This is a genomic window from Bordetella genomosp. 4 (assembly GCF_002261185.1).
GTDB lineage: Bacteria > Pseudomonadota > Gammaproteobacteria > Burkholderiales > Burkholderiaceae_B > Bordetella_A.
Window position 1 is genome coordinate 20,997 of record NZ_NEVQ01000002.1, and the last position, 15,206, is coordinate 36,202.

General features: G+C 60.9%; 13 protein-coding genes. 8 read left to right on the plus strand and 5 right to left on the minus strand.

Annotated elements, in window-relative coordinates; translation table 11 throughout:
- The first annotated feature begins 70 nt into the window (after positions 1–70).
- The 6 genes from CAL20_RS02265 (at position 71) to CAL20_RS02290 (ending at position 7,102) form a co-directional block, all read left to right on the plus strand.
- Positions 71–541, plus strand: a complete 471-nt coding sequence (locus CAL20_RS02265) for a cell division protein (protein ID WP_218830691.1) — start codon at positions 71–73, stop codon at positions 539–541.
- Between the two features lie 66 nt (positions 542–607).
- Complete coding sequence (locus tag CAL20_RS02270; RefSeq protein WP_094837088.1) at positions 608–2,050, plus strand: TIGR01777 family oxidoreductase; 1,443 nt, start codon at positions 608–610, stop codon at positions 2,048–2,050.
- A gap of 12 nt (positions 2,051–2,062) precedes the next feature.
- Positions 2,063–4,501, plus strand: coding sequence for an alpha/beta hydrolase (locus CAL20_RS02275; RefSeq protein WP_094837089.1), 2,439 nt, complete (start codon positions 2,063–2,065; stop codon positions 4,499–4,501).
- A gap of 133 nt (positions 4,502–4,634) precedes the next feature.
- Positions 4,635–4,892, plus strand: a complete 258-nt coding sequence (locus CAL20_RS02280; RefSeq protein ID WP_254924257.1) for a FeoA family protein — start codon at positions 4,635–4,637, stop codon at positions 4,890–4,892.
- Entirely contained in the window at positions 4,885–6,708 is a 1,824-nt protein-coding gene (gene feoB, locus CAL20_RS02285) for a ferrous iron transporter B (protein ID WP_094837090.1), read from the plus strand. Before CAL20_RS02280 ends, feoB begins: the two co-directional genes overlap by 8 nt.
- A 73-nt stretch (positions 6,709–6,781) precedes the next feature.
- Positions 6,782–7,102 (plus strand): DUF6587 family protein, encoded by a 321-nt coding sequence (locus tag CAL20_RS02290; protein ID WP_094837091.1) that lies wholly within the window; start codon positions 6,782–6,784, stop codon positions 7,100–7,102.
- Between the two features lie 81 nt (positions 7,103–7,183).
- Here CAL20_RS02290 and CAL20_RS02295 read toward each other — a convergent pair whose 3' ends face one another.
- Entirely contained in the window at positions 7,184–8,164 is a 981-nt protein-coding gene (locus CAL20_RS02295; RefSeq protein ID WP_179266611.1) for a Bug family tripartite tricarboxylate transporter substrate binding protein, read from the minus strand.
- Positions 8,165–8,216: 52 nt separating this feature from the next.
- Entirely contained in the window at positions 8,217–9,692 is a 1,476-nt protein-coding gene (locus tag CAL20_RS02300) for a sulfatase-like hydrolase/transferase (protein WP_094822699.1), read from the minus strand.
- Positions 9,693–9,858: 166 nt separating this feature from the next.
- On the opposite strand from CAL20_RS02300, the gene CAL20_RS02305 reads away from it, so the two are divergent.
- A complete protein-coding gene (locus CAL20_RS02305) occupies positions 9,859–10,764 on the plus strand; it encodes a LysR family transcriptional regulator (RefSeq protein WP_179266612.1) in 906 nt (301 codons plus the stop codon).
- On the opposite strand, the gene ptrR is transcribed toward CAL20_RS02305, so the two are convergent.
- Complete coding sequence (gene ptrR / locus CAL20_RS02310; RefSeq protein ID WP_094822701.1) at positions 10,761–11,639, minus strand: putrescine utilization regulator PtrR; 879 nt, start codon at positions 11,637–11,639, stop codon at positions 10,761–10,763. The two genes, CAL20_RS02305 and ptrR, sit on opposite strands and share 4 nt — an antisense overlap.
- 120 nt (positions 11,640–11,759) lie before the next feature.
- Between ptrR and CAL20_RS02315 the strand changes: the two genes are divergently transcribed.
- Positions 11,760–13,142 (plus strand): aldehyde dehydrogenase family protein, encoded by a 1,383-nt coding sequence (locus tag CAL20_RS02315; RefSeq protein WP_094822702.1) that lies wholly within the window; start codon positions 11,760–11,762, stop codon positions 13,140–13,142.
- A gap of 48 nt (positions 13,143–13,190) precedes the next feature.
- On the opposite strand, the gene CAL20_RS02320 is transcribed toward CAL20_RS02315, so the two are convergent.
- Entirely contained in the window at positions 13,191–14,147 is a 957-nt protein-coding gene (locus CAL20_RS02320; protein WP_094822703.1) for a Bug family tripartite tricarboxylate transporter substrate binding protein, read from the minus strand.
- Between the two features lie 88 nt (positions 14,148–14,235).
- Positions 14,236–15,129 (minus strand): LysR family transcriptional regulator, encoded by an 894-nt coding sequence (locus CAL20_RS02325; RefSeq protein ID WP_094822704.1) that lies wholly within the window; start codon positions 15,127–15,129, stop codon positions 14,236–14,238.
- Positions 15,130–15,206 lie beyond the last annotated feature (77 nt).

The following is a 15,206-nucleotide window of genomic DNA, read 5'->3' on the forward strand; positions in this document are numbered from 1 at the left end:
GTACACTTGCGTTATTAAAAGAACGCTCGCGGATCCGAATACGATGTTTCCTCTCCATGACCTTCGGCGTATGCTAGTTGCCTGGCTGTATGCAGCGGCTCTGGCGCACTTGTTAGTCGGCCTGACATTGACGTGGGCGGGTCACACGGGCCTGCTCGACGATTATGTCCATCATATCGAACAAGCGTTCTGGGGCACCACACCACCAGAACCCGCGCATACGCAGCAGATCTGGTGGCTGGCTTTGTTCGGCGCCACGCTGCAAAGCTATTCGCTGTATATGTTGGGATTGGTTCATATCGGCAACCGCTACAAGATCCCATCGATCTGGGGCTGGATGATCGTAGGCATCGTAGTCTGGGCACCGCAGGATATCTGGATATCGCTGCAGGCGGGCATCTGGTCGCATCTGTGGGTCGACAGTTTTGCGCTATTGGTGCTGTTGCCCCCCTTGTTCTGGCTGTACCGGCTGGATAAACGCGCTGAACTGACGACTGGCAGTGGCACCATTGATGTGCCATCTCCTGGAGCCCCTTCTTGAAGGCTGCCTCCCACCTGACGTCCCGCCCCGAACAGCTATCACACACCAACTGCATTGCATCTGATCATGCTTGAATTCTCGCCACTAGACTGGGCCCTCACGCTGCTGATCGCACAAGCGATCCTCGGGGCCCTGGACACTATTTACCATCACGAATTGACGGTAGCGCTGCCTTACCGCTACGGCGCGCGGCTGGAGCTGTCGATTCATGCCATGCGGTCTTGTTTTTACGGCGTCCTGTTTCTGGGCATGGCGCATTTCGCGTTTCAAGGCACGTGGGCTGTCGCAATTGCATTGCTGTTCTTTTTGGAAATCTGCCTGACGCTGTGGGACTTCGTGGTGGAGGACCGCACCCGAAAACTGCCCGCCATCGAACGCATCATGCATACCGTGCTGGCGATAAACGCAGGCGCATTTTTTGCCCTGTACGGAGCGCAACTGATGCAGTGGTATCAATTGCCCACTGCACTGGCCGCGGCGGATTACGGCTGGCGTGGCTGGATACTGACGCTTTTCGCAATCGGCGTCACGGCCTCCGGCATCCGCGACGGCATTGCCGCATTTCGCCTGCAACGCAAAGGCGCACCACCCAATCCATTCATCGGCATCGGACATCGGAACGTCTTGATCACTGGCGGCACGGGGTTCATCGGAGAATACCTGGTCAATCATTTACTCGACGCCGGCCATGCCGTCACCGTACTTACGCGCGACCCTCTGAAGGCGGCATACTTGTTCGATGGCCGCGCACGTTGTGTTCGCACGATCAACGCCCTGAGCCACAAGGAAGTCTTTGACATCATCATCAATTTGGCAGGCGCTCCCATTGCGGGTGGCCCCTGGAGCGCCAGGCGCAAAGCGAAGCTACTGGCCAGCCGGGTCAACACCACCGAGGCCCTGATCGCCTGGCTGAGCAAAGCCGTGCATAAACCGGCGCTCTGGATACAAGCGTCTGCCATCGGTTTTTACGGCGTACGCGATGCCAGTGAAAGCCTTGATGAAAATGCGTCGGCGGGCCAAGGCTTCATGGCCGAACTATGCGTGCGTTGGGAAGAGTCCGCGCAGCCTGTTCAGGCGCTCGGTATTCGGCAGGTTGTCATGCGCCTGGGTGTCGTCTTCGGCCCGGGCGGGGCGTTGTTGCCGTTGCTGTTGCCCTTCCGGCTGGGATTCGGCGGCCGCATGGGCGATGGGAAACAGATCATGAGCTGGGTGCATCGCGACGATGTCATCCAGATCATGGCCCGCGCGTTTAACGATACAAATCTGAGCGGCACCTACAACGTCGTAGCTCCCGATGCCCTGCCCCAGGCCGAGTTCGCGGCCAAGGCAGGCAAGATCCTCAAGCGCCCCGTCTGGCTGCATGTGCCTGCCGCCCCCGTACGCGCGATCGCAGGCGAAATGGCGCAGCTGTTCTTTGATGGCCAGCGCGTCGTTCCCATCCGGCTCACGCAGGCGGGATATACGTTCCGTTATCCCACAGTGGACAGCGCACTGCGCGACCTCGCCTAGCCTCGCCCGCTCATGAGCAGCAAACCGATTCTGTATTTGTTGGCAGGCAATGGCGGCGCAGCAGACTGGTGGGACGATGCTTTGCCCCACTTTACTCATTACCGAGCCGTGCCGCTGGAACTGCCAGGCTTTGGCGACAATCCAGCACCCCCATGCGCCGATCTGGCGGCATATGCCCAAGCCTTGATCGACGCAACGGAGCGAGACAGCGCGATCATGGCCGTCGGCGTCAACGCGCTGCTGGTACTGCATGCGCTGCAACGGCAACCGGGCCATTTCAGCCGCAGCGTATTGCTCGCCCCCGTCGGCGCATTTCTGTGGCAACGGCGGCTGCCCGCGCTCATGTCGCCCCGGCCGCTACGCAAAACCATCCATTGGTTGTTGTCGAACAAGCCCACGCTGTTCGCAAAGAGATTCTCCAATCAAAGGTGGACACCTCAGCAATATGCACGCATGGGCCGTGGATACGCACGCTGCCGCGCCTTTATTCCATATTGGGATTTGGTGCGCGCTGACACCGCGCTGCCCTTGCTGGAATGGATTACCGATCCGATCGAGTTGATCTGGGGCGATCAAGACAATGTATTGGGCATTGCGCAGGCTGCCGCGTGGTCTGCGATCCTGGCTCGCGCGGATCTGACCATCAGTTTGAAGCCGGGCTGGGGCCATTATCCTTGGATCGATGCACCTGCAGAGTTCGTCTCGTGGCTGGAATCCGGCGAACGCGGTTTTGTCGCGCATACAAAGGGCGGACGCCTGCGTTTGGCAGCGTTGGCGGGGCAACCCGTGCCGCCTGCGCTATCGCTCAATGATCCAAACGACGAACGACTGCAACCTTTCCTGGACAGTCAACCTGAGGCGGCATGGGCCGTGCGTTCCTCCAGTTATGGCGAGGACCAGGCCGATGCGGCCAATGCGGGTCTGCATCACACTTTTCTGCGTGAACGCGCCGGCGATGTGCCTACGCGTATAGCAGACCTCACGGCCTCAGGTATTGAAGAGGTCGTCGTCCAACGCTTCATCACGCCTGTCGTGTCCGGCATCGCGTTTGTACGCCACCTGTCCGTGGAATTGGAATGGGTGGAAGGACATCTGGAATCTCTGGCGGACGGCCACGTCACGCCGCATCGGGCGATTCTTTCCCGCATGACGGCGTCGTGGCGCGAGGGTGAGTTCGCAGCATCGCATGGCCTGACCGCCGGCATGCTTTGGAAATTCCTGCAACAGGTGCTGCGGACCTTTCATTACGTCGCGGGCGACGTGGAGTGGGCTTGGGATGGTACTGAACTCTGGCTATTGCAATACCGCCCGATCAGCGACTATGGCTGGCGACGGCATCTGACTTCGGCCAACATTGCCGAGATTCTGCCGCCGCAACCCAGTCGATTCGTGGAGTACGCGCAACGCCGTGCAGCAGCCAGCATCCCCGCCATCATGGCACGCTGGGATCCACGCGTTCTGCAGGACAATGAGCCTTTCACCTCGGTGTATGGCGGCGCATCGTACATCAACAATGACCTGTTTTTGGCTCGCTTGGCAGACTGGGGCGTTTCCTCCGGCAACTATGCCAACGAAGTAGGCGGCGCGACGCCGGTCCTGCCCTGGCGGCCTCTGCGGCTATTGCGCTCCTTGCCTTTGTTCCTGCGCATGCAACGCATTGCCCGCCGGCATTTATTGACGCTGGAAAGTGGATTGCGGCGCTTTGACCAAGAGCTCTCGACGCTGATAGCGCAAGGCGCGAACGGACAACAATTGGCCGACTGGTTCACGCGGTTTTACGTGTTTGTCGTCCAAGGCAATCTGTGTATCGCAACGACCTTGGCGAGCAGTGGCGGCAGCGGGCTGGGACGCCCACCGACCGCGTACGGCAATCTCGATAACAGCCCGCACCGGCTGCCGTGGGAAACCGATCCCGCAACGCCGCGCCCTCCACCTGTTGACTTACCGTTGCAGGCATTTCCTCGTTGGCCCCAAAGTATTTCACTCGCCCACTCGCTGGGGCTGCCCGGCCTGCGAGGTTATTACCTGCAAGTCCGCGAGTGGTATCGCGACAACCTGATGCGCCTGTTTTTCAAGCTGCATCATGCGATGCCCGTGGTCGATCATGCGCACTGGTTTGCACCCCACCCCGACACCCGTACCCGCAATGGGAGTTTCTGGCAAAACGGCAGCGACGGCGCGGAACAGGCCGTCGGTTTCATGATCTATCCGGGACGCGCCCAAGGCATACTCGGTCAAGACATCCTGCTCGAGGAAACGCTAGACCCCGGCCGCCACGCCCACTACCAGGCAGCCCAAGCCGTCATTGCCCGCATGGGCGGACGGCTGTCGCACGGCTCGACGCTGCTGCGCGAACTGCGCAAACCCTCGGCAGTCCTGCCGCAGGTAGACATAGCGTGGTTGGGTCGAAAAGTCCTGTATCAAGACGGCGAACTCTCATTGATTGAATAGATAAACGCATGGATCCGATGACTTGTCGTTCAGCCTGCTGTCAGATCTGACAGGTGCGTCAACTTGGCATGGAGAGAATTCCGAATCGAGAGTATATTTTGCGACTTATTCTCATTCCGAATTTTCTCTCCGCATGAATTCCCTGCGTTTGTCCGATCTTGCTCTGCACGACCGCGCTGTCGTCGAACAAGTTCTCGACACCTGTCCCTCTGACCCTATATCGGCAAGATTACGCGACCTGGGGTTTGTAAACGGCGAGCCTCTACGTTTGACCGCCAAGGGGCCGTTTGGCGGCAACCCGCTGCTTATCGCCATCGGCACGACGCGTTTTGCCTTGCGCCGCAACGAAGCCGAGCGTGTCATTGTTCGTCGCGAGGCAGCGCATGACTGACACCGCACTGCGCATCGCGCTGGTCGGCAACCCGAATGCCGGCAAGACCGCGTTATTCAACCGTCTGACAGGCGCACGTCAAAAGGTCGCCAACTACGCGGGCGTCACGGTGGACCGCAAAGAAGGCCGTCTGTCCACGCCTGGCGGCCGCGCCGTACGCGTACTCGATTTGCCTGGCACGTATAGCTTTGAATCAGCCAGCGCCGACGAGGCCATCACGCTGGCCGTACTCAGCGGGCGCTATCGCGGTGAGGCCGTGCCCGAAGCCATCGTATTCGTGATGGACGCCACCAACCTGCGCTTGCATTTGCGCCTGTTGCTCGAAGTCCGCCGCCTGGGCTTGCCCGTCATCGTCGCACTCAACATGGCCGATCAGGCCAAACGTCTGGGCATCAGTATCGATGTCCCGCAGTTGTCGCAACGCCTCGGAATGCCGGTTGTTGAAACCGTAGCGGTACGCCGGGACGGCACGCAAGCCCTGCTCGCGCAGTTGGAACTCGGCATTCCACCCGTCTCGCCTCATCGCGATTCCGGTGATCTGCACGCAGATGTACGCGCCATCATGGCCGACGTCGTACGCCTGCCGACGGATACCAAAACACTGGACGACCATATCGACCGCTGGACGCTGCACCCGGTGTTCGGATTGTTGATCCTCGCGTTGGTCATGTTCCTGACCTTCCAAGCCGTGTATGCGATAGGCAAACCGATGACCGACGCCATTGCAGACGGCATGGAATGGCTAGGCCAAACGTTGACAGCCTCAATGGGCGACGGCCCGCTCAAAGGACTGCTCCAGGAAGGCATCTTTGGCGGGTTGGGCAGCCTGCTCGGATTCCTGCCGCAGATCCTGACATTGTTCTTTTTCATTTTGGTCCTGGAGGAATCCGGCTACCTGCCACGTGCCGCCTTTCTGCTGGATCGCTCCATGCTGGCCGTCGGCCTGAGCGGCCGCTCCTTTATTCCGTTGCTATCCAGCTTTGCCTGCGCCATTCCTAGCATCATCGGCACGCGCAGCATCCCAGACCGCCGGGACCGCCTGGTCACCATCCTGGTCGCGCCTCTCATGACGTGCTCGGCACGGCTGCCCGTCTATGCCCTGCTGATCAGCGCATTCATCCCGCATCGCCTGTTGTTCGGTGTCTTTAACCTGCAGGGCGCCGTACTGTTCGCGCTCTATGCGGGCGGGATTCTCGCCGCGCTGGCTGTCGCCTACGTCGGCAAACTGCTGCGGCGGCGTCACCAAGAAACCGCGCTGCTCATGGAGCTGCCGCCCTACCGCCTGCCTAAATGGCGCGATATCGGCATCGGTCTGTGGGAACGAATCTGGATATTTCTCAAGCGTCTGACCGGCGTCATGCTGGCGCTGACCATTGTGATGTGGTTCATCGCCAGTTTTCCCAGCGCACCTGCCGATGCTACGAATCCGGCCATCGAATACAGTCTCGCCGGGATATTAGGTCAATGGATGCAGCCGCTCTTTGCGCCGCTGGGATTCAATTGGCAAATCACACTGGCCCTGATTCCCGCATTCGCCGCACGTGAATCCGCCGTGGCGACCTTGGCGACGGTGTACAGCGTTGCCGAGGGCCAGGACGCGATGTTGGGCAGCATGCTCGCCGGTAATTTCTCTGTCGCGACGGCGCTCTCGCTCATGGTGTGGTTCGCTTTTGCGCCGCAGTGCATGTCTACATTAGCCATCATCAAGCGCGAAACCGGGAACTGGCGCATCGTCTTACTGTCTTTTGCGTATATGTTCGTGCTTGCCTATATCGCGGCGTTTGCGACTTATCGTTTGGCGATGGTGTGGCTGTGATAATGACTGCAAAACACGCATTGGATCACCGTATTCGCATGAACCGCGCGCTTAATCTTTATCCGAGTTCGCCATGAATCCCAATAGTCCGCTCTGGCAAACCGTCGTGATGCTGATCGTGCTCGCCGCCAGCATCATTGGGCTCGTCCTGCATTTCGTGCCTAGCCTGAAAGGGCGTATACGTAATGGGCTGGGGAATTTGCTGAGCCAGACGTACATGCCCAAAGCCGCACAGCAGTATGCCGCACGACATCTGGTTGTGAAACAAAGCTCGGCATGCGGTTGCTGCTCTGGTTGCAGCAGCTCTCCTCCGCCTACTGCGACTATTTCTTTGCATCCGCGTCGCGGGGGCGAGGTGCCCCCAGCCCGCCCGGACGCCAAACCGGCGCCCTGACGGGATTGAACTCTTCACTTGCCCCATAAGCCAGGCGCGTATCCTCGCTCAAGGCCCGGCGAGGCCGAGGCGGCGTGCGCCCTACTGTGCCAATTTGAGCCCGCGCTCCTTCACCATAGCCTCGATGGATTGCCGCTGGTCCGCGATGAACGATGCGAACGCGGGGCCGCTTTGCGTGTTGAGCCCGATACCCAGCGCCTGTAGTTGCTTCTGCACTTCCTGATCTTGCGCAGCGCGCTGCAGTTCCTGCGCCAGCCTGTCCACAATAGGTTGCGGTGTGCCTTTCGGCGCGAATACACCATGCCATGACACGAAGCGATAACCAGGCACACCCGCTTCGGACAGCGTGGGCGTATCGGGGAAAGCCGGCGAGCGGTCCGCCGTCACCGCGAGCAGGTCCAGCTTCCCGGACTTCACCAGCGGCGTGGCTGCTCCGTCGATCATTGCGTCCACCTGCCCCGACACCACATCCGTCAGCGCGGGCGCGCTGCCTTTGTACGGAATCGGCAGCATGTCCAGCCCCGTGGCCCCGCGGAGCATTTCCATGGCCAGTTGGCTGGGGGTACCGTTGCCGCCCGTGGCGTAGGCCATCTGGCCGGGATGGGCCTTGGCATGAGTGATGAAATCCTGGACCGACTTGAACTTGTATTTCGGGTTGATGACCAGCAGCAACGAAATGCTGGTCAGGCGCGACACAGGCGCGAAATCTGCCTGCGCGTCGTAGGAAAGGTTGGGCATCGACAGATGGTTGATGGCATGCGTGGCGATGTCACCCAGCAGCAGCGTGTAGCCGTCGGGGTCGGCCTTGGCCGCCAGTGCCGCGCCGATGGATCCGCCCGCGCCCGGCCGGTTGTCCACGATGACGGACTGGTGCAAGGCATCGCCCAGCTTGCGTGCAAAGATCCGCCCGATCACGTCCGAGTTGCCCCCGGCGGGGTACGGCACGACCAGCCGTATCGGCTTGTCCGTCGGCCACTGCGCGGCGCGCGCAGGACTCGATGCTATCGTCAGGGCCGAGCAGACCGCCAGCATGCCGGCAGCCGTCGCTGTTAATCGATTCATGATGTCTGTCTCCTTTGTCATTATTTTGGCCGTACTGCCGCAGCGGGCACCGCTATCCCGGCGAACCTACTGTTCGCGTCGGATCGCTTAGCGGCGGCTGCGGATAATGCAGGCCGCGCTGGCCGCCAAACGCGCGGTCGGCGCCGCCTCGTGCCGAGTCCGCCGCAACGCCCACCAGGCGTCCGTCCTTGATCCATGTTTCGTCCACGCCCCATGCCTCGCGCACCAGCACCTGCTCCAGGCGCTGCCGCACCTCGGCGTAACCAGACACGCCTGCCACGTCGCGGCATTCGTACGGGTCCTCCTGGAGGTCGAACAACTGCAGCACGTTGCCCGCCGGATACCAGATCAGCTTGTGACGGCCGTCGTGCGCCATGCGAGTCGCGAGTACGTTTTCCTTGCACTCGCCGTACAGAAAGTCGCGCCGCTGCGCGCCCACCATAGGGATGCCTTGGACCGTTTCCGGTACGGGCAAGCCAGCCAGGGACAACAGCGTGGGCATCACATCCTGCAGGCCCACCAAGCGGTCATCGACGTGTCCCGCCGCCACACGCGCATCGCGGGCGGTATCGACCAGGATCATCGGCACTTGCGCCGAACCTTCGTAGAACAGGCGTTTGGCCCATAGCCCGAACGCACCCAGCATGTCGCCATGGTCGCCGGTAACCATGATGATGGTGTCCTCCAACAGGTTCTCTTCGCGCAGCGTGCCGATCAGCACCCGCAACTGATGATCGATGTGCGTACAGAGCGCATAGAACGCGCGCCGTATGGCCTGCAGGTCCGGGGCGGAGCTGCGGATCGGCCAGTGGTCGCGGATGCTTTGCAGCGCGGGGGGCAACGCGCCCTGGTCCCAGTCGGCTTGCGGAGGCAGATCGATACGTTCGCGCTCGTACAGGTCCAGGTAGCCAGCCAGCGGGACCAGCGGCGGATGCGGATGCGTGTAAGACACGTGCCAGAAGCCCGGGCGGCGCGGGTCGCGCCGCTTGATCATTTTGGCGGCTTCGCGCGTGGTCCAGTTGGTGACATGCAGTTTCTCGGCAAGATGCCAGGGCCGGTACATGTAATCGTTGTTGTTCATGCCGTGCAGGTATTGCTCGCCAGCGGCGCCCTGTTCGGCCAGGAACATGTCATAGTCGTCTACCGCGCCCAGTTGCGGCCGCCCTTCCTCGGCTAGCAAGATGTCGTCAAAGCCGATGCGGTCGCGCTGCGGGTACAGATGCATCTTGCCCACGGCATAAGCCTGATAGCCGCCATCGCGAAACGACTGTGCAAGCGTGGGCAGTGCGGGCATTTCCTGCGCGGGAGCGAAGTTGCGGTCGCCGTGCTTGCGGGGCGACGTGCCGGTCATGATCGTGCGGCGCGCGGGGATGCAGATGGGACACTCCGAATACGCACGCGGGTATCGCGTGCCCAGGCGCGCCAGTTGGTCGAGCGTAGGAGTCTGAATGACAGGATGGCCAGCGCTGCCCAGCAAAGCGCCGGGCCATTGGTCCACCATGACGAGCAATACGTTGGGACGAGGCATATGTTTCCTGGATGCGGCATGCGGCCGCGAGGCCAGGCCTCTGGATGGACGGCGAGTCCCGCGGGAGCAAGTGAGTGGCCTAGTCTAGGTGGCCGTCGCTCCGTCAACAAGGGGTATGCCAGGAAGATCAGATATACTTTTTGAGTTATATCTGCCAGGAGTGGCGATGGCGCTTTCGATCGATCAATGGCGTCTGTTCGTCCAGATCGCGGACCATGGCAGCCTGACCAAAGTGGCCATCATGCGCGGCGTCGCGCAATCTGCGATCAGTCGGCAGCTATCGGGCATGGAAAGGCAATGCGGTGGCCGCTTGTTCCATCGCACCGGGCGCGGCGTCGCGCTGACGGAGTCCGGCCAACAACTGTATCCGCGCGTGCTGGCCTGGCTCGAAGAGGCCGACGCTCTGGGCAACGACGCCGCTCGCGCAGTGGATCAGCCCGCCGGCCTGGTGCGGGTGGGCGTGCTGTCGTCCATCAGCCACGAATGCCTCTCGCACGCCTACGACCAGGTCCGCCGCCTGCATCCGCACATACGACTGCGCATCCGCGACGGGGTGGGCAGCGCAGTGGGCGAATGGCTGGACAATGGCGATGTCGACATAGGCATCCTGATGCGCAGCGGCCGCGACAACCGCCGCCGTGAAGGCATCCTGTTCACCGCACGGCATCTGCTGGTGGGCGCGCCGGGCGATCCGGTGACCCGCAGTGCAACGGTGTCTTTCGCCTGTCTGCAGGGGCTGCCGCTGATACTGGCCGGGGCGCCCAGCGCCTTCCGGCGGCAGATGGATCAAATGGCCCGCCGCATGGGCGTGACGCTGAACATAGCGCTGGAATGCGATTCACTGCAGATTCAGAAACACATGGTGCTGCGCAACGGACTGTACGCCGTGCTGGCCGAACATGCGGTCACGCGCGAATGCACGAACGGCGAACTGCAGGGCGCGCTGATCGTAAAGCCCTCACTGACTCGCAGCATTACGCTGGCCATGTCGGAGGTGCGCCCGATGACGCTGGCTTGCCGCGAGGTGGCGCATATCCTGCGAAACAGCCTGGAAAAGCTCGGCCAGCCCTAGGCGGCAGCGGCTACCGGCGCATGCTCCTGCAATAACGCCGCAAACGCATCCAACGCCCGCGAAACCGTATCGCTGCGCCAAATCAACCACGTCGGCAACACCGAAAACGCGCCGTGCATAGGCCACGCGGTCACAGACGTATACCCCGGCATGCTTTCCAGCATCGCTCTAGGCATGATGGCAAGGCCGCCGCCCGCACTGACGCACGCCAACATACTGTGATAAGACTCCAGCTCCCGCACTTTACCGGGAATGGCTTTGTCGGCTGCGAACCATTTTTCGAAATGATGGCGATACGAGCAGTTTTGTCGAAACACATAGATCGCTTCGCCAGCCGCATCGCGGCCGCGGCGAATCGGTGCATGCTGAATAGGCGCAATGACGACCATTTCCTCCTCAAAGACGGCGACGCCTCTAAGCGCGGGATGATTGATCGGACCGTCGACAAGCGCCGCCACCAGACGGCCATCCAACACGCCATCGATCATCGGCCCCGACGGCCCTGTAGCCAGATCCAGCTCCACCTTGGGATAACGGCCATTGAACTCGGCCAGCACAGCAGGAATACGAACAGCCGCCGTGCTTTCCAGTGCGCCGATAGGAAACCAGCCTGCAGGCTCCGTGCCGGAAACCGCCGTACGCGCCTCCTCGACCAAACCGAGAATTCGCTGCGCATAGTCCAGAAAATTATGCCCCGTGGCCGACAGACGTAGCCGATTGTTCTCGCGGATGAACAAGTCCACCCCCAAGTCCGACTCCAGCTGTTTGAGCCGGGTAGTCAGGTTGGAGGGCACACGGTGTACCGCCTCAGCCGCCGCGGCAATGCTCTTGTGCGCCGCAACGGCACAGAAAATCTCCAGCTGAACCAAATCCATCGGTTTCCCCTCTCCGCACACATTCTCAAATCGAGAAAGAAACCATTATAAATATTCAGTTTTACAAACTCCATCCGCCGCGTATTCTGCCGGAAGTCGAATCCCTTGGAGACCGCTCTCATGGCCAGCAACACGCACGCAATATCCCTGAACCCGGCTACCGGCGAGCAAATCGGCGCCTACGCCTTTGAATCCGCCGCCGACCTGGAAACGGTGCTTTCCCAAAGCGCCAAGGCCTACACCAGTTGGCGCCGCACGCCTGTGGATGCGCGCAGCGCCGCGCTGGCCCGGCTCGGACAGGCCTTGCGTGCGGACATCGATCGACTGGCAGGCATGATCACTGCCGAAATGGGCAAACCCATTACCCAAGCACGCGGCGAAATCACCAAATGCGCTGGGCTATGCGACTGGTATGCGGAACACGGTCCCGCCATGCTGGCCAGCGAGCCCACCCAGATTGAAAACGACAAGGCCAGGATTGAATATCGCCCCCTGGGCCCGATCCTGGCCGTGATGCCGTGGAACTTTCCGATCTGGCAGGTCATCCGCAGCGTCGTACCCGCACTGCTGGCGGGCAACACCTACATCCTGAAGCACGCTCCCAACGTCATGGGCAGCGCGTATTTGCTGCGCGAAGCGTTCGGCCGGGCGGACTTTCCGCAAGGCGTGTTCGAAGTCGTCAACGTGCAGAACGATCTCGTCTCACAAGCGATTGCCGACGACCGCATCGCCGCCATCACGTTGACGGGAAGCGTCCGGGCTGGCTCGGCGATCGGCTCGCAAGCCGGCTTTGCCCTGAAAAAATGCGTGCTTGAACTGGGTGGCTCGGACGCGTTCATTGTCCTGGCCGATGCCGATCTGGACGAAGCCATCCGCGCCGCCGTCGTCGGCCGCTTTCAAAACACGGGACAAGTTTGCGCAGCCGCCAAACGCTTTATCGTCGAAGACAGTGTCGCGGACGCCTTTACTGAAGGCGTTGTCGCCGGCACCAAAGCGCTGGTCATCGGCGACCCGACCGACCCGTCGACCTATATCGGCCCCATGGCCCGTTACGATCTGCGGGACGAACTCGATGCGCAAGTACAACGCACGCTCTCAGAGGGCGCGAAACTGCTTGTGGGCGGAAAGAAGATCGATGGCCCGGGCAACTACTACCAACCGACTGTGTTGGCGGATATCGTCCCTGGCATGACCTCGTTCCGTGAAGAAATCTTTGGCCCGGTTGCGTCCATCATCCGCGCCTCCGATGCCCGCAATGCCTTGGAACTCGCCAACAACAGCCAATTCGGCCTGACCGCCAGCGTCTTTACCAAGGATCTCGCAGCAGCGCAGCAGATCGCGGCCGACCTGGAAGTCGGCGGCGTGTTCATCAACGGCTACAGCGCCAGCGATGTCCGCGTCGGATTCGGTGGCGTCAAGAAAAGCGGCTTTGGCCGGGAACTGTCTCACTTTGGCGTGAGAGAGTTCTGCAACGCACAGACTGTGTGGTTTGATCGCAAGTAATCCACAGCAAGCTACGGCCGCTGCGCACCGCGCAGCGGCGTGCTGCCATCAACCTGCGCTGGCGCCCGACGCTTTCACGACCTTGCCCCAGCGATCGATTTCAGTCTGCAAAAAGCCCTGAAACTCGGCCGGCGTGCCGCCCTGGGCCACCAGGCCCTCGTCCAACAAACGACGTTTGATCGATGCGTCACTCATGATCTGCGCGACGGCTTTCGACAACTGTTCAGTACGAGCCGCGTCCATCCCTGCCGGCCCCAGCAAACCATACCAGGCACTGAAGTCATAACCCGGCAACGTATCGGCAATAGGCGGAATATCGGGATATTCGCTCATACGCTGAGCACTGCTGATACCCAGCGGCTTTAGCGCCTTTGATTTCAACTGGCCTTTAGCCAGGGCCGCCCCGGCAAACATCATGCTGACTTGACCGCCCATCACATCGGTCATCGCCGGCGCCGTGCCTTTATAGGGCACCAGCAGTAGATCTATGTCCGCTTGCATCTTGATTACCTCGGCCCCAAGATGACCTGCAGAGCCGATTCCCGGCAATGCCATACTCAGTTTTCCCGGCTCGGCTTTTGCCAACGCGATCAGTTCGGCAACATTATTCGCAGCAACAGAAGGATGCGCCAGCAAGATCGATGGCGCATCGGCCACATGAGACACCGGCGTGAAATCCTTGATCGGATCGAACGGTAAATTGGGATACAGCGTCGCGTTGATCGCGTGGCTGGTGTAGCACATCAGCAGCGAACGGCCATCAGGCGCGGATCGTGCGATCTCTTGCGCGGCGATATTGCCGCCGGCGCCCGGGCGATTTTCCACCACGAATGTCTCGCCTAATACGCGTCCCAGCTCTGCCGCCAATACACGCGCGACCGTATCGGTGCCGCCGCCCGGGGTGGCGCCGACAATAACGCGGGTAGTGGGCGTTTGCGCCTTGGCCATTCCTGATGCCGCCAACGCACAGGCGCCGAACATTCCCATGAATGTTCTTCTTTGCATAGATGTCTCCGTCCATCCTATTTGGTGTCTGCCCGTAGTCTAGCGATAGACGGTAGATTCAGAATAGCGAAGTTATTTGACTTGCTTGCTAAGAGTTTTTGATCAACTTCTGATATTCCGTACAGGCCATGGCCATCGCCTCACGCACGACTGCCAACGGCCGGCTGTCGTCATCCGCCTTGCGGCTCACCATGGAAAGCTGCAATACCGGGGCGGCCTTGCCCAAACGGAATACACGCGCGGGATAACTATGCAAGACAGCGGAATCAGGCCGCTGCACCACTGATATACCCAAGCCAGAACTCACCATCGCCACAATCGCCGCCGCGTTATCGAATTCCAGCGTACTGCGCACGTCACCGATCTGATTGTTGACGTACTGTGCCGCCATGCTGCCAGACACGGTCTTGCGGTCGTAACGTATCCACTCCAATTGGCGAAACAGCGTGGGAATCGGCGTATCAGGAGTATCGGGCGGCGTAATCAGCACCAATTCCCGGCGCAACATCGGCGTCCACGACATACGGCCCGCTTTGGCGCCGGAGGGCTCGGCCACCAAGGCGGCATCAATCTCGCCCGCCTTGACTGCCGCGGTCAAACCGCTGCTGCGGCCCCGGATAGGCACAACGTCCAGCTTAGGATGTCTGGCACGTATAAAGCGCAACATGCCCGGCAACACGATGGGTTGCATGGACTCGATAACACCCACTCGCACAACGCCCTCGATGGCCAGCACCGTACCAGAGCGCAATGCATCCAGCCCCTTTAGCGCGTCACGCATGGTATCGGCGACCTCATGGGCCAACTGCGTAGGACGTACCTGCAACCCCGAACGATCAAAAAGCGGCTTGCCCAGATAACCCTCGAGCTGCTTCATCTGCATGCTCACCGCACTGGGCGTGATATTCATCAGCCTCGCGCCCCCCACAAAAGTGCCCGTCTGCAGCACGGCCTCCAGCGTGGCGAAGGTCTCGATTTTCATCCATTGCTCCGAGAAATCTCGGCATTCATGCCGGTGAGGTAAGGGGCGCGGCCGCAAGGCTGCAAGATTGGTCTGAT

What these genes read in the sequence shown, in the direction of transcription:
- CAL20_RS02265 (WP_218830691.1), top strand. Translation starts at nt 71, where the DNA reads ATGCTAGTTGCCTGGCTGTATGCAGCGGCTCTGGCGCACTTGTTAGTC.
- CAL20_RS02295 (WP_179266611.1), bottom strand. Translation starts at nt 8,164, where the DNA reads ATGAATCGATTAACAGCGACGGCTGCCGGCATGCTGGCGGTCTGCTCG.
- CAL20_RS02270 (WP_094837088.1), top strand. Translation starts at nt 608, where the DNA reads ATGCTTGAATTCTCGCCACTAGACTGGGCCCTCACGCTGCTGATCGCA.
- CAL20_RS02305 (WP_179266612.1), top strand. Translation starts at nt 9,859, where the DNA reads ATGGCGCTTTCGATCGATCAATGGCGTCTGTTCGTCCAGATCGCGGAC.
- CAL20_RS02320 (WP_094822703.1), bottom strand. Translation starts at nt 14,147, where the DNA reads ATGCAAAGAAGAACATTCATGGGAATGTTCGGCGCCTGTGCGTTGGCG.
- CAL20_RS02325 (WP_094822704.1), bottom strand. Translation starts at nt 15,129, where the DNA reads ATGAAAATCGAGACCTTCGCCACGCTGGAGGCCGTGCTGCAGACGGGC.
- CAL20_RS02300 (WP_094822699.1), bottom strand. Translation starts at nt 9,692, where the DNA reads ATGCCTCGTCCCAACGTATTGCTCGTCATGGTGGACCAATGGCCCGGC.
- CAL20_RS02315 (WP_094822702.1), top strand. Translation starts at nt 11,760, where the DNA reads ATGGCCAGCAACACGCACGCAATATCCCTGAACCCGGCTACCGGCGAG.
- CAL20_RS02280 (WP_254924257.1), top strand. Translation starts at nt 4,635, where the DNA reads ATGAATTCCCTGCGTTTGTCCGATCTTGCTCTGCACGACCGCGCTGTC.
- CAL20_RS02275 (WP_094837089.1), top strand. Translation starts at nt 2,063, where the DNA reads ATGAGCAGCAAACCGATTCTGTATTTGTTGGCAGGCAATGGCGGCGCA.
- CAL20_RS02290 (WP_094837091.1), top strand. Translation starts at nt 6,782, where the DNA reads ATGAATCCCAATAGTCCGCTCTGGCAAACCGTCGTGATGCTGATCGTG.
- ptrR (WP_094822701.1), bottom strand. Translation starts at nt 11,639, where the DNA reads ATGGATTTGGTTCAGCTGGAGATTTTCTGTGCCGTTGCGGCGCACAAG.
- feoB (WP_094837090.1), top strand. Translation starts at nt 4,885, where the DNA reads ATGACTGACACCGCACTGCGCATCGCGCTGGTCGGCAACCCGAATGCC.